Genomic DNA, 13,059 nt, shown 5'->3' with positions numbered 1-13,059 from the left:
GTTCGCCGCGCCGGGCCTTCGGACTCGTCCGAGGTTGCCTGACCACCGCCACCACCCGCGCCCGCATTGCCGTGGCCCCGACGAACGAGGACGCTTCGCCCGTGATTTCCCCGCTCGAAATGACCCTGCTGCTGCTGCTGGCCTCAGTGGTGGGCGTCGTCGTATTCCGCTCGTTGAACCTGCCGCCGATGCTCGGCTACCTGACCGTCGGCATCCTGGTCGGCCCGCATGCGTTCGGCATCGCGGCGGATCTGGAGCGGGCCGAGCATCTCGCGGAATTCGGCGTGGTGTTCCTGATGTTTTCGATCGGCCTCGAGTTCTCGCTGGCGAAGCTGAGGGCGATGCAGCGGCTCGTGTTCGGGCTCGGGCTGCTGCAGGTCGTCGCGACGCTCGTGCTCGCGCTCGTGCTGGGCATGCTGTTCGAGCACTGGGTGCACATCACGTGGCAGGGCAGCATCGCGCTCGGCGGCGCGCTCGCGATGTCGTCGACGGCGATCGTGTCGAAGATGCTCGCCGAGCGGCTCGAGATCGAGACCGAGCACGGCCGCAACATCTTCGGCGTGCTGCTGTTCCAGGATCTCGCGGTGGTGCCGCTGCTGATCGTGATCGCCGCGTTCGGCGCCGAATCGTCGAAGGACCTCGCGATCACGCTCGGCTTCGCGGCCGTCAAGATCGTGATCGCGCTCACGCTGCTGCTGGTCATCGGCCAGCGCTTCATGACGCGCTGGCTCAACGTCGTCGCGCGGCGCCGCTCGCAGGAACTGTTCGTGCTGAACCTGCTGCTCGTCACGCTCGGCGCCGCATTCATCACCGACCGCTTCGGCCTGTCGCTCGCGCTCGGCGCGTTCATCGCGGGGATGCTGATCTCCGAGACGCCGTTCCGCCATCAGGTGGAGGAGGACATCAAGCCGTTCCGCGACGTGCTGCTCGGCCTGTTCTTCGTGACGACCGGGATGCTGCTCGACCCGCGCGTGATCTGGGAGCACCCGTTCCTCGTGCTCGGTTTCTTCGTCGGGCAGATCCTGTTCAAGGGGACGATGATCGCCGGGCTCGCGCGGCTGTTCGGCGCGACACCGGGCGTCGCGATGCGCACCGGCATCGGGCTCGCGCAGGCCGGCGAATTCGGCTTCGTGCTGCTGAACCTGATCCTCGACCGGCATCTCGTCGATTCGACGCTGCTGCAGGCGATTCTCGCGTCGATGCTGCTGTCGATGCTCGCGGCGCCGTTCCTGATCCAGAACGCCGACCGGATCGTGATGCGGCTGTCGTCGACCGAATGGATGCAGCAGTCGCTGCAGATGACGCGGATCGCGACGCAAAGCCTCAAGCAGCGGGGCCACGTGATCATCTGCGGCTACGGCCGTGCAGGGCAGAACCTGGCGCGGATGCTCGAACAGGAAGGCATTTCGTACGTCGCGCTCGACCTCGACCCCGATCGCGTGAGCGCGGCCGCGGCGGCCGGCGAATCGGTCGTGTTCGGCGACGCGGCGCGCCGCGAGTCGCTGCTCGCGGCCGGTATCCACCGTGCGGCGGCGGTGGCGATCACCTATGCGAACACGCCGTCCGCGCTGCGCGTGCTGCATCACGTGCACGAACTCGAGCCGACGCTGCCCGCGATCGTGCGCACCGTCGACGACGCCGATCTCGAGAAGCTGCTTGCGGCCGGTGCGACCGAGGTGATTCCGGAGATCGTCGAGGGCAGCCTGATGCTCGCGTCGCACACGCTGGTGCTGGTCGGCGTGCCGATGCGCAAGGTCGTGCGGCGCGTCGAGGAGATGCGCGACGAACGCTACAGCCTGCTGCGCGGCTATTTCCGCGGCGCGGACGACGCGGACGACGACGACCACGAGCAGGTGCGGCTACAATCGGTGCCGGTCGATGCGCGCGCGGACGCGGTCGGGCGTTCGCTGGAAGAACTGGGGCTGTATGCACTCGGGCTCGAAGTCACGGCGATTCGCCGGCATGGTATCCGCGGCGTCGAACCCGATCCGCAAACCAAGCTGCGCGCGAGCGACATCGTCGTGCTGCGCGGGCTGCCCGAGGCGCTCGCGCTCGCAGAGGAGCGGCTGTCGCGCCATCGGCGCGAACCGCCAGCCGCGGCCGCCTGAGCCGCGCCTGGTTTGATAACCTGACCCGTATTTATTCGAAACGGTGCCCGATCTTCGCGCACCGTTTTTTTCGGAGAGTTTCATGCCGCATTCGTCGTCGGGCGCACCGCTCGATCCGGTCGCCTTCATTCACAGCCAGATCCGCACGGTGCCCGACTGGCCGCAGCCGGGCGTGATGTTCCGCGACATCACGACGCTGCTGCAGAGCCCGAAGGCGCTGCGCATCCTCGTCGACCTGTTCGTCGAGCGCTATGTCGATGCGAAGCTCGACTACGTCGCGGGCCTCGATGCGCGCGGCTTCATCATCGCGCCGATCGTCGCGTACGAACTGAGCGTCGGCTTCGTGCCGATCCGCAAGGTCGGCAAGCTGCCGTACAAGACGCGCTCGGAATCGTACGACCTCGAATACGGCAGCGCGACGGTCGAGATCCATGAAGATGCGTGCCGCCCCGGCGACCGCGTGATCATCATGGACGACCTGATCGCGACCGGCGGCACGATGATGGCGGGGCGCAACCTGCTGCAGCGGCTCGGCGCGGAAGTCGTCGAAGGCGCGGCGATCATCGACCTGCCCGATCTCGGCGGCTCGGCGCTGCTGCGCAATGCGGGACTGCCGGTTTATACCGTCACCGAATTCGCCGGCCACTGAACGCCGGCCTGCCTGAGCTTCCACGTTACGCAGCGAGGTCACGATGCCCAACTTCATGCTGTTTCTCGCCACGTCGATCGCGATCACGTTCGCGCCGGGGCCCGACAACCTGCAGGTACTCGCACGCGGCATCTCGCAAGGCCGCGCGGCCGGCTTCGTCGCCGCGCTCGGCTTCACGGCCGGGATCCTGTTCCACACGACGCTCGCGGCGCTCGGCGTCGCGGCCGTGCTGCGTTCGTCGCCGGTCGCGTTCCAGATCCTGAAGCTCGCGGGCGCCGCATACCTCGTGTGGATCGGCATCAAGGCGCTGCGCAGCCAGGGGCTCTCGAATGCGCATGCGCGCCCGCCGCAGCCGCTCGGCACGATCTTCCGGCAAAGCGTGATCGGCAACCTGATGAACCCGAAGGTCACGCTGTTCTTCGTCGTGTTCCTGCCGCAGTTCGTCGATCCGCACGGCGCGCAGAGCGTCACGCTGCAGATGTTCGAACTCGGCGCGCTGTTCATGCTGCAGACGGCCGCGGTCTTCTCGCTGTTCGGCGTCGGCGCGGGCATGATCGGCGCGTGGCTGAAGCGCCGCCCGAAGGCCGGCGTGTGGCTCGACCGGATCGCCGGCGCGACGTTCATCGCGATCGGCATCCGCGTGGCGCTGAAGGACTGACCGACGATGACGTTTCCGTGCATTGCGGCCGCGCGCCGCTTCGATCCCGCTGCGCACCTGCGCTTCGAGATTGCCGGCCAGGCAGTCGGCTGGGTGCGCCGCCAGGACGTCGCGATGCTGGCGCGCTGGCCCGACGTGTTCGAGCTGGCCGATGAGCGCGTCGTGCTGTCGGCGCGCTACGATTCGGTCGACGCACGCAGCATGGCGCTGGCGAGCGCGATCGGCGCGCTCGCGGCCGAAGGCGCGATTCCCGGCTGGCGCGACGAGATCTACGCGATCCGTAACCGCTTCGACGATCCGCCGCTCGCGTACATCGAGCGCGCCGCATCGCGCTTCTTCGGCACGCAGACTTACGCGGTGCATCTGAACGGCATCGTAGAATATGCGGTTGCGCCGGGCGAGCCGTCCGCCGCGGCCGTCCCGCAAATGTGGCTCGGCCGCCGCAGCGAGACCAAGGCAACCGACCCCGGCATGCTCGACAACGTCGTCGCCGGCGGAATCGGCTGGGGCCTGGGCGTTCACGAGACGCTCGCGAAGGAATGCTGGGAAGAGGCCGGCATTCCGGCCGAACTGGCCGCGCGCGCGATCGCGGGCCGCGCGGTGCAGGTGCTGTGCTCGCTGCCGGAAGGCACGCAGTCCGAACTGATCTTCGTGTACGACCTGCCGTTGCCGCGCGACTTCGCGCCGCGCAACCAGGACGGCGAAGTGGCCGAGCACCTGCTGGCCGGCGTGCCCGAGGTGATCGGCTGGCTGCGCGCCGGCCGCGCGACGATGGATGCGAGCCTCGCGACGCTCGACACGCTGCTGCGCCACCGCTGGATCCCGGCGGCCGACGCGGCGGGCATCGACGCCCTGTTCGCACCGGCCGCGTGACGCGTGCCGCGCGCAGCCTGGCGGCGCGAACGGGCAATTTGACGAATACGGAAACGAAGGGAGTAGCGGTCATGCCGACCGATCACAGCTTTATCTTGAAACTGTCGTGCCCCGACCGGCACGGCATCGTCCATGCGGTCTCGGGCTTCCTGTTCGAGCGCAGCAACAACATCCTCGATTCGGCGCAGTTCGGCGACAGCCGCACCAGCGAGTTCTTCATGCGCGTGCACTTCGAGCAGGACGGCGGCGGCGCGGATGCCGCGACGGCGCTCGACACGCTTCGCAAGGAATTCGCGCCGCTCGCCGAGCAGTTCTCGATGCGCTGGGAAATGCATGACGCGGCCGTGAAGCCGCGCGTCGTGATCATGGTGTCGAAGATCGGCCACTGCCTGAACGACCTGCTGTTCCGCTATCGCACCGGCCAGCTGCCGATCGAGATCCCGGCGATCGTGTCGAACCACAAGGAGTTCTACCAGCTCGCCGCGAGCTACAACATCCCGTTCCATCACTTTCCGCTGATCGGCGGCTCGTCCGATGCCGCGAAGGCCGCGCAGGAAGCGCGCGTGCTGGAAGTGATCGACGAGCACCAGGCCGATCTCGTCGTGCTCGCGCGCTACATGCAGATCCTGTCGCCGAACCTGTGCAAGCAGCTCGCCGGCCGCGCGATCAACATCCACCATTCGTTCCTGCCGAGCTTCAAGGGCGCGAAGCCGTACTACCAGGCGTTCGATCGCGGCGTGAAGCTGATCGGCGCGACCGCGCACTACGTGACGACCGATCTCGACGAAGGCCCGATCATCGAGCAGGAAGTCGAGCGCGTCGATCACAGCATGACGCCCGACCAGCTGACCGCGATCGGCCGCGACGTCGAATGCGTGACGCTCGCGCGCGCGGTGAAGTGGCACGTCGAGCACCGGATCGTGCTGAACGGGACGAAGACGGTCGTGTTCCGCTGATGTGTTGAATGCCGATTGCCGCCGTCGGCTGGCGGGCAATCACAGACAAAAACGCCGCGCCCTTCACGGGGCGCGGCGTTTTTTTATCGCTGTTGGCGGGCGGGCTGCTTCAGATCAGCCGCAGCAGGTACAGCTCGCGCTTGAGATACGCGTAGAAGATCGGCGCGGCGATCACGCCCGGCAGCCCGAACGCGGCCTCCATGATCAGCATCGCGAGCAGCAGCTCCCATGCGCGCGACTCGATCTGGCCGCCGATGATCTTCGCGTTCAGGAAGTATTCGAGCTTGTGGATGACCACGAGGAACGCCAGCGACGCGATCGCGGTGCCCATGCTGACCGACAGCGACACGGCGACGATCAGCGTGTTCGAGATCAGGTTGCCGATCACGGGCAGCAGGCCGACGATGAACGTGACGAGCACGAGCGTTTTCGACAGCGGCAGCCGCTGGTGGAAGATCGGCAGCGCGACGAGCAGGTAGATGCCCGTGAACACCGCGTTGATCGCCGAGATCTTGATCTGCGCGAACACGATCCGGCGGAATGCGTCGGCGAAGCGCGACACGCGCGTGACGAGCGCGGTGGACAGCGGCCGGCGTACCTTGCCGTGCTCGACGCCGATCGCGATCATCGCGCCGATGATCATCCCGAACAGCACGTGGCCGAAGCCGCGCGCGACGCTCTTGCCGCTTTGCTGGAGCTGGTCCATGTGCGAGTGCATCAGCACGGCGGCCTTCGTCTTCATCTGCTCGACGTCGACCGGCAGCAGGTTCGCGATCCAGGCCGGCGTGCGGGCGCGGGTCTGCTCGACGATCTGCATCAGCTGGTCGAGCAGGCTTTGCAGGTTCGGCACCGTGCGCTCGAAGTGTTCGATGATGCCGATCGTCAGGCCCGTCAACGCGCCGACGATCGCGATCGACAGCAGCACGACGGCGACCCAGCGCGCGCGCATGCTCGTGGTGTGGCGTTCGATCACGGGGGCGATCGTATGGATCAGCTGGTAGACCAGCAGGCCGGCCAGCAGCCCGCCGAGCAGCTTGAGTTCGATCACGAGCCACATCGCGAGGATCGCGAACGCATAGCTGCCGATCTCGAGCGCCGACAGCTTCGGCAGGCTGAAGTCGCTCGTCAGCCGCACGCTGCGCAGGTGCGGTTCGCGATTCTGCGCATCGCGCGACGAGTCTGGTTGCTTCTCCATCGTGGATTCCTGTCGTTCGTGTGTCATGCCGCGGAATGCGCGGCAGAGCCGTGTTCGCCCGACGCCGCACCGGATTGGTGCGTACGGCGAACCTTACGACCGTAAAGTATAGCTGCCATTATGGTCCGCAACGGGGCCGTTTGGCGCATGGTGTAAACGCCGGAGGGAAAACGAGAAGGGGCCGGTTCGGCGGGGCGCAAGGGCGCGCGGCCGGGCGGCCGCGCGGGAGGGGAGGCAGGCGACGCGTCAGCCGGCCGCGACCTTGCGGGCCGTGCGCTTGAGCAGCGGCGCGAGGTATTTGCCGGTGAAGCTCGCCTTCGTTTTCGCGACCTGCTCGGGCGTGCCCTGCGCGATGATCTGGCCGCCGCCGGCACCGCCTTCGGGGCCGAGGTCGATCACCCAGTCGGCCGTCTTGATCACGTCGAGGTTGTGCTCGATGATCACGACCGTGTTGCCCTGGTCGCGCAGCCGGTGGATCACTTCCAGCAGCAGGGCGATGTCGTGGAAGTGCAGGCCGGTGGTCGGCTCGTCGAGGATGTACAGCGTGCGGCCGGTGTCGCGCTTGGAGAGTTCGAGCGACAGCTTCACGCGCTGCGCCTCGCCGCCCGACAGCGTCGTGGCCGACTGGCCGAGGCGGATGTAGCCGAGGCCGACGTCGAGCAGCGTCTTCAGCTTGCGCGCGATGACCGGCACCGCGCTGAAGAATTCGTACGCGTGCTCGACCGTCATGTCGAGCACTTCGCTGATGTTCTTGCCCTTGTACTGCACTTCGAGCGTTTCGCGGTTGTAGCGCTTGCCGTGGCACACGTCGCACGGCACGTAGACGTCCGGCAGGAAGTGCATTTCCACCTTCAGCACGCCGTCGCCCTGGCACGATTCGCAGCGGCCGCCCTTCACGTTGAACGAGAAACGGCCCGGATCGTAGCCGCGCTCCTTCGAGGTCGGCACGCCCGAGAACAGCTCGCGGATCGGCGTGAACAGGCCCGTATACGTGGCCGGGTTCGAGCGCGGCGTGCGGCCGATCGGCGACTGGTCGACGTTGATCACCTTGTCGAAGTGCTCGAGGCCCTCGATCGCCTCGTGCGGCGCCGGCTCGGCCGATGAGCCGTACAGGTGGCGCGCGACCGCGTGATACAGCGTGTCGTTGATCAGCGTCGACTTGCCGGAGCCCGACACGCCGGTGATGCAGGTCAGCAGGCCGACCGGCAGCTCCAGATCGACGTGCTTCAGGTTGTTGCCGTGCGCGTCGACGATGCGCAGCATCCGCTCCGGATCGGGCGCGAGCCGCTCGTCCGGGTACTCGATCACGCGTTTGCCGAGCAGGTACTGGCCGGTGAGCGACTGCGGATTCGACTGCACCTGCTTCGGCGTGCCCTCGGCCACGATCACGCCGCCGTGCTCGCCGGCGCCCGGGCCCATGTCGACGACGTAGTCGGCGGTGCGGATCATGTCCTCGTCGTGCTCGACGACGATCACCGAGTTGCCGAGGTCGCGCAGGTGCTTGAGGGTCGCGATCAGGCGGTCGTTGTCGCGCTGGTGCAGGCCGATCGACGGCTCGTCGAGCACGTACATCACGCCCGTGAGGCCCGAGCCGATCTGCGACGCGAGCCGGATGCGCTGCGCCTCGCCGCCCGACAGGGTTTCCGCGCTGCGCTCGAGCGACAGGTAGTCGAGGCCGACGTTGTTCAGGAAGGTGAGGCGCGCGACGATTTCCTTGATGACCTTGTCGGCGATCTCGCGCTTCGCGCCGTCGAGCGACAGACCGTCGAAATAGCCGAGCGCGTCGCGCAGCGGCCAGCCGCTGATTTCGAAGATGCCGCGCGCGTAGTCGCCCGTGCCGATCCGCACGTGGCGCGCTTCGCGGCGCAGGCGCGTGCCGTCGCACGACGGGCACGGCTGATTGTTCTGGTACTTCGACAGCTCTTCGCGCACCGCGACCGAATCGGTCTCGCGGTAGCGGCGTTCGAGGTTCGGGATGATCCCTTCGAACACGTGCTCGCGGATCGTCGTGCGGCCGCGCTCGTTGATGTACGAGAACGGGATCGTCTGCTTGCCCGAGCCGAACAGCAGCACCTTCCGGATCTTTTCCGGCAGATCCTCGAACGCGGCGTCGATGTCGAATTCGTAGAACGCCGCGAGGCTCTGCAGCATCTGGAAGTAGAACTGGTTGCGGCGGTCCCAGCCTTTCACGGCGCCGGCGGCGAGCGACAGCGACGGGTGCGCGACGACCCGCTTCGGGTCGAAGAACGTGATCTGGCCGAGGCCGTCGCATTCCGGGCACGCGCCCATCGGGTTGTTGAACGAGAACAGGCGCGGCTCGAGCTCCTGCAGCGAGTACGAGCAGATCGGGCACGCGAACTTCGAGCTGAACAGGTACTCGCGGTCGGTGTCCATCTCGAGCGCGATCGCGCGGCCGTCGGCGAGGCGCAGCGCCGTCTCGAACGATTCGGCGAGGCGCTGCTTCATGTCCGGGCGCACCTTGAGACGATCGACGACGACGTCGATCGTGTGCTTGTCGTTCTTCTTCAGCTTCGGCAGCGACTCGACCTCGTAGATCTTCGCGACGCCTTCGTTCGCGGCGCCGCCGCCCGAGCGCACGCGAAAGCGCACGAAACCCTGCGCCTGCATGTCCTCGAACAGCTCGGCATGCTCGCCCTTGCGATCCGCGACGACGGGCGCGAGGATCATCAGCTTGGTTTCCTCGGGCAACGCGAGCGCCGCGTCGACCATCTGCGACACGCTTTGCGCTTCCAGCGGGATGTCGTGGTCGGGACAGTACGGCGTGCCGACACGTGCGAACAAAAGTCGCAGGTAGTCGTGGATTTCCGTGACCGTGCCGACGGTCGAACGCGGGTTGTGGGACGTCGCCTTCTGCTCGATCGAGATCGCCGGCGACAGGCCTTCGATCAGGTCGACGTCGGGTTTCTCCATCAGCTGCAGGAACTGGCGGGCATACGCGGACAGGCTTTCGACGTAGCGGCGCTGGCCTTCGGCATAAAGGGTATCGAACGCGAGCGACGACTTGCCCGATCCCGACAACCCGGTAATCACGACCAGCTTGTGGCGCGGCAGGTCGAGATTGACGTTTTTCAGGTTGTGGGTACGCGCCCCACGGATGCGGATCTGTTCCATGAACCTGGCGAAAATGGAGGGAACCAAACCTGCTACTATAACGGCTTTTCGAGGCCGTCGTTTGGGGTCCCCAGCCTTAGCAGCAGGTGGCAGCAAGATGGCGCCTGCGCCGGGAAAAGTGGCCGCAGCGGCCGCGCCGCGCGGTTCCGGGCGGCCTGCGGGCTGCCTGAATCCTGCCCCGACGTGTTGCCGGCCAAGCCTCCCGGGCCGCTGGTCCTGATCTTCCGCCGCCCGGTGTCGGGCGGACATTCCGATCATTCGAAATTCATTCCCGATGTCCAATCCGTCTGCCACGTCTTCCCGCATGACCGCGCCCGAATTGCGCGCGACCACGTCGCTCGCGGCGATCTTCGCGCTGCGCATGCTCGGCCTGTTCATGATCATGCCGGTGTTCTCGGTCTACGCGAAAACCATCCCGGGCGGCGACAACGTGCTGCTCGTCGGCATCGCGCTCGGGGCTTACGGCGTCACGCAGTCGCTGTTCTATATCTTCTACGGCTGGGCGTCCGACAAGTTCGGCCGCAAGCCGGTGATCGCGACCGGCCTCGTGATCTTCGCGATCGGCAGCTTCGTCGCCGCGTCCGCGCACGACATCACGTGGATCATCGTCGGCCGCGTGATCCAGGGGATGGGCGCGGTGTCGTCCGCGGTGCTCGCGTTCATCGCCGACCTGACCTCCGAGCAGAACCGCACGAAGGCGATGGCGATGGTCGGCGGCTCGATCGGCGTGTCGTTCGCGGTCGCGATCGTCGGTGCGCCGATCGTGTTCCACTGGGTCGGGATGAGCGGGCTGTTCGCGATCGTCGGCGTGCTGTCGATCCTCGCGATCGGCGTCGTGCTGTGGATCGTGCCCGATGCGGCCAAGCCCGTGCACGTGCCCGCGCCGTTCGCCGAGGTGCTGCACAACGTCGAGTTGCTGCGCCTGAACTTCGGCGTGCTGGTGCTGCACGCGACGCAGACGGCGCTGTTCCTCGTCGTGCCGCGCCTGCTCGTCGACGGCGGCCTGCCGGTCGCCTCGCACTGGAAGGTCTATCTGCCGGTGATGGGGCTCGCGTTCGTGATGATGGTCCCGGCGATCATCGTCGCGGAAAAACGGGGCAAGATGAAACCGGTGCTGCTCGGCGGCATCCTGGCTATCCTGATCGGCCAATTGCTGCTGGGCAGCGCGCCGCATACCATCCTGATTGTGGCGGCGGTTCTTTTCGTCTACTTCCTCGGCTTCAACATCCTGGAAGCGTCGCAGCCGTCGCTCGTGTCGAAGCTCGCGCCCGGTTCGCGCAAGGGCGCGGCCACGGGTGTTTACAACACCACGCAGTCGGTCGGGCTCGCGCTCGGCGGTATCGTGGGCGGCTGGCTGCTGAAGCACGGTGGGGCCAATACGGTCTTCTACACGTGTTCAGGGCTCGTTGCCGCGTGGCTTATAATCGCGGCCAGCATGAAAGCGCCGCCGCGCAAGGCCTGAACTCATTTCGGGCAGGCCCCGGCGACTTTCGCCGGCTTGCCCGGCGGGCCGCACCGACAGCATGAGCGGGCGGCCCGGCATCGAATTTACTGGAGAAACACATGGCATCCGTCAACAAGGTCATCCTCGTCGGCAATCTCGGCGCCGATCCTGAAGTCCGTTACCTGCCGAGCGGCGACGCGGTTGCGAACATCCGTCTCGCGACGACCGACCGCTACAAGGACAAGGCTAGCGGCGATTTCAAGGAAATGACCGAGTGGCATCGCGTCGCGTTCTTCGGTCGTCTGGCGGAAATCGTCAGCGAGTACCTGAAGAAAGGTTCGTCGGTCTATATCGAAGGCCGCATCCGCACGCGCAAGTGGCAGGGTCAGGACGGCCAGGATCGTTACTCGACCGAAATCGTCGCCGACCAGATGCAGATGCTCGGCGGCCGCGGTGCGGGCGGCGGCGGCGGTGGTGGCGGTGACGAAGGCGGTTACGGCGGCGGCTACGGTGGTGGCGGCGGTGGCCGTGGCGAGCAGATGGAGCGCGGCGGTGGCGGCGGCGGTCGTGCCGGCGGCGCAGCGCGTGGCGGTGCAGGCGGCGGCGCGCAAATCCGTCCGAGCGCGCCGGCAGGCGGCGGCTTCGACGAGATGGACGACGATATTCCGTTCTGATCGGCAAGTCGGCATCCCGCATCACGATGGGCCCGAACGTCCGAGTCAAGCCAGTTGCTTGGCCCGGGCCTTCGGGCCTTGTTTCGTTTACGTCGATGTTCCTTGCGTGCCAGGCAAACCGTGGCTGACGAACTTCCCGACCTCATCGCACCGCATCTCGACGTGCTGTTTTGCGGGATCAACCCCGGCTTGACCGCGGCCGCCACCGGGCATCACTTCGCCGGGAGAGGCAACCGCTTCTGGCGCGTGATCCATCTCGCGGGCTTCACGGCGGCGGAAATCTCGCCGCAGGACGATCATGCGATTCTTCAATATGGCTGCGGCCTGACCGCGGTGGTGAAGCGGCCGACCGCGAGCGCCGATCAGCTTTCGCGCGCGGAATTCATTGCCGCGGCTGCCGAGTTCGACCAGAAGCTGGCGCGCTACGCGCCGCGCTTCGTCGCCTTTCTCGGCAAGGCGGCGTACTCCGCGCTTTCCGGGCAGCGAGAAATCGAGTGGGGGCTGCAACCGGCCCGGATGCAGGGGGCGAGCGTCTGGGTGCTGCCCAATCCGAGCGGGCGAAACCTCGCGTTCAGTCTCGACGATCTGGTCGACGCATACCGTCAACTTCGTCTGCAGGCGAAGGCCGTTTCCGGTCTCCAACTGGAGGGGCAGGATGCGGCGCGGTGAACCCTCGCCCCGGTGGCCGGGCACCGTGCTGCCCCGCGCATTCTTCGACCGAGTCGCCACCGACGTCGCGCCGCAACTGCTGAACAAGATCCTCGCGGCCGCGGACGGCCGTGCCGGGCGGATCGTCGAAGTGGAAGCCTATGCCGGTGCGATCGACCCGGCTGCGCATACCTACCGCGGCAAGACGCCGCGCAATGCGACGATGTTCGGGCCGCCGGGGCACCTGTATGTCTATTTCACGTATGGCATGCATTGGTGCTGCAACTGCGTGTGCGGCCCGGATGGCACGGGAACGGGCGTGCTGATCCGTGCGCTCGAGCCGCTGCACGGGCTCGAGCAAATGCGTGCGGCACGGCCGCCGCGGACGCGCGATCGCGACCTGTGCCGGGGGCCGGCGCGGCTGGCTCAGGCGATGGGGATCGGCGGTGCGCAGGACGGTGTCGACCTGATCGGTGCGCACGAAGGGTTCGCGATCGTCGACGATGGCATCGCGCCGCCCGCCGATCTGGCGGGCGGCCCGCGCATCGGCATTCGTGTCGGCACGGAACTGCCGTGGCGCTGGAGCGTCCCGGGCAACCAGTACGTCTCGGGGCCGGTGACGCGCCGCTGAGACACCCCGTGCCAGAATGCGCACAATTCGACCTGCGTCACGCGACCGCCATTATTGACCGGCTAAGCTTGCCTTTTCGACGTATTCGATC

11 protein-coding genes are annotated in these 13,059 nt (G+C 66.9%); 9 read left to right on the top strand and 2 right to left on the bottom strand.

Annotated elements, in window-relative coordinates; genetic code table 11:
• Nucleotides 1-101 precede the first annotated feature (101 nt).
• The 5 genes from CFB40_RS15205 to purU all read left to right on the top strand — a co-directional run bounded on the left by CFB40_RS15205 (nucleotide 102) and on the right by purU (nucleotide 5,244).
• Nucleotides 102-2,108, top strand: a complete 2,007-nt coding sequence (locus tag CFB40_RS15205) for a monovalent cation:proton antiporter family protein (RefSeq protein WP_089426656.1) — start codon at nucleotides 102-104, stop codon at nucleotides 2,106-2,108.
• A gap of 82 nt (nucleotides 2,109-2,190) precedes the next feature.
• Nucleotides 2,191-2,757: an adenine phosphoribosyltransferase gene (locus CFB40_RS15200; RefSeq protein ID WP_011353218.1), complete on the top strand. Its 567-nt coding sequence runs from the start codon at nucleotides 2,191-2,193 to the stop codon at nucleotides 2,755-2,757.
• 43 nt (nucleotides 2,758-2,800) lie between these two features.
• Nucleotides 2,801-3,415 carry a LysE family translocator gene (locus tag CFB40_RS15195; RefSeq protein WP_059233178.1) on the top strand — a complete coding sequence of 205 codons (615 nt, stop codon included), beginning with the start codon at nucleotides 2,801-2,803 and terminating at the stop codon, nucleotides 3,413-3,415.
• A 6-nt stretch (nucleotides 3,416-3,421) separates the two neighbouring features.
• Nucleotides 3,422-4,288, top strand: a complete 867-nt coding sequence (locus tag CFB40_RS15190; protein WP_089426345.1) for an NUDIX hydrolase — start codon at nucleotides 3,422-3,424, stop codon at nucleotides 4,286-4,288.
• A gap of 71 nt (nucleotides 4,289-4,359) precedes the next feature.
• Nucleotides 4,360-5,244 (top strand): formyltetrahydrofolate deformylase, encoded by an 885-nt coding sequence (gene purU, locus CFB40_RS15185; protein WP_089426344.1) that lies wholly within the window; start codon nucleotides 4,360-4,362, stop codon nucleotides 5,242-5,244.
• 109 nt (nucleotides 5,245-5,353) lie between these two features.
• On the opposite strand, the gene CFB40_RS15180 is transcribed toward purU, so the two are convergent.
• Together CFB40_RS15180 and uvrA are read right to left on the bottom strand one after the other, a co-directional pair.
• Nucleotides 5,354-6,439 carry an AI-2E family transporter gene (locus tag CFB40_RS15180; RefSeq protein WP_174973068.1) on the bottom strand — a complete coding sequence of 362 codons (1,086 nt, stop codon included), beginning with the start codon at nucleotides 6,437-6,439 and terminating at the stop codon, nucleotides 5,354-5,356.
• Nucleotides 6,440-6,685: 246 nt separating this feature from the next.
• Nucleotides 6,686-9,571: an excinuclease ABC subunit UvrA gene (uvrA, locus tag CFB40_RS15175; protein ID WP_089426343.1), complete on the bottom strand. Its 2,886-nt coding sequence runs from the start codon at nucleotides 9,569-9,571 to the stop codon at nucleotides 6,686-6,688.
• Nucleotides 9,572-9,845: 274 nt separating this feature from the next.
• Between uvrA and CFB40_RS15165 the strand changes: the two genes are divergently transcribed.
• The 4 genes from CFB40_RS15165 to CFB40_RS15150 all read left to right on the top strand — a co-directional run bounded on the left by CFB40_RS15165 (nucleotide 9,846) and on the right by CFB40_RS15150 (nucleotide 12,968).
• Nucleotides 9,846-11,033, top strand: a complete 1,188-nt coding sequence (locus CFB40_RS15165) for an MFS transporter (RefSeq protein WP_089426342.1) — start codon at nucleotides 9,846-9,848, stop codon at nucleotides 11,031-11,033.
• A 101-nt stretch (nucleotides 11,034-11,134) separates the two neighbouring features.
• Nucleotides 11,135-11,689 carry a single-stranded DNA-binding protein gene (locus CFB40_RS15160; protein WP_089431696.1) on the top strand — a complete coding sequence of 185 codons (555 nt, stop codon included), beginning with the start codon at nucleotides 11,135-11,137 and terminating at the stop codon, nucleotides 11,687-11,689.
• Between the two features lie 120 nt (nucleotides 11,690-11,809).
• Nucleotides 11,810-12,358: a G/U mismatch-specific DNA glycosylase gene (gene mug / locus CFB40_RS15155; protein WP_089431695.1), complete on the top strand. Its 549-nt coding sequence runs from the start codon at nucleotides 11,810-11,812 to the stop codon at nucleotides 12,356-12,358.
• Nucleotides 12,345-12,968 (top strand): DNA-3-methyladenine glycosylase, encoded by a 624-nt coding sequence (locus tag CFB40_RS15150; protein ID WP_089431694.1) that lies wholly within the window; start codon nucleotides 12,345-12,347, stop codon nucleotides 12,966-12,968. The genes mug and CFB40_RS15150 overlap by 14 nt, the downstream gene beginning before the upstream one ends.
• Nucleotides 12,969-13,059 lie beyond the last annotated feature (91 nt).

It is taken from the genome of Burkholderia sp. AU31652 (assembly GCF_002223155.1).
GTDB lineage: Bacteria > Pseudomonadota > Gammaproteobacteria > Burkholderiales > Burkholderiaceae > Burkholderia.
The sequence above is the reverse complement of the archived record's forward strand: the minus strand, read 5'-3'. Positions and strand labels throughout refer to the sequence as shown.

Coding starts and splice junctions, on each gene's coding strand:
- CFB40_RS15165 (WP_089426342.1), top strand. CDS start 9,846: ATGTCCAATCCGTCTGCCACGTCTTCCCGCATGACCGCGCCCGAATTG.
- CFB40_RS15195 (WP_059233178.1), top strand. CDS start 2,801: ATGCCCAACTTCATGCTGTTTCTCGCCACGTCGATCGCGATCACGTTC.
- CFB40_RS15180 (WP_174973068.1), bottom strand. CDS start 6,439: ATGGAGAAGCAACCAGACTCGTCGCGCGATGCGCAGAATCGCGAACCG.
- purU (WP_089426344.1), top strand. CDS start 4,360: ATGCCGACCGATCACAGCTTTATCTTGAAACTGTCGTGCCCCGACCGG.
- CFB40_RS15190 (WP_089426345.1), top strand. CDS start 3,422: ATGACGTTTCCGTGCATTGCGGCCGCGCGCCGCTTCGATCCCGCTGCG.
- CFB40_RS15160 (WP_089431696.1), top strand. CDS start 11,135: ATGGCATCCGTCAACAAGGTCATCCTCGTCGGCAATCTCGGCGCCGAT.
- CFB40_RS15150 (WP_089431694.1), top strand. CDS start 12,345: ATGCGGCGCGGTGAACCCTCGCCCCGGTGGCCGGGCACCGTGCTGCCC.
- uvrA (WP_089426343.1), bottom strand. CDS start 9,571: ATGGAACAGATCCGCATCCGTGGGGCGCGTACCCACAACCTGAAAAAC.
- CFB40_RS15200 (WP_011353218.1), top strand. CDS start 2,191: ATGCCGCATTCGTCGTCGGGCGCACCGCTCGATCCGGTCGCCTTCATT.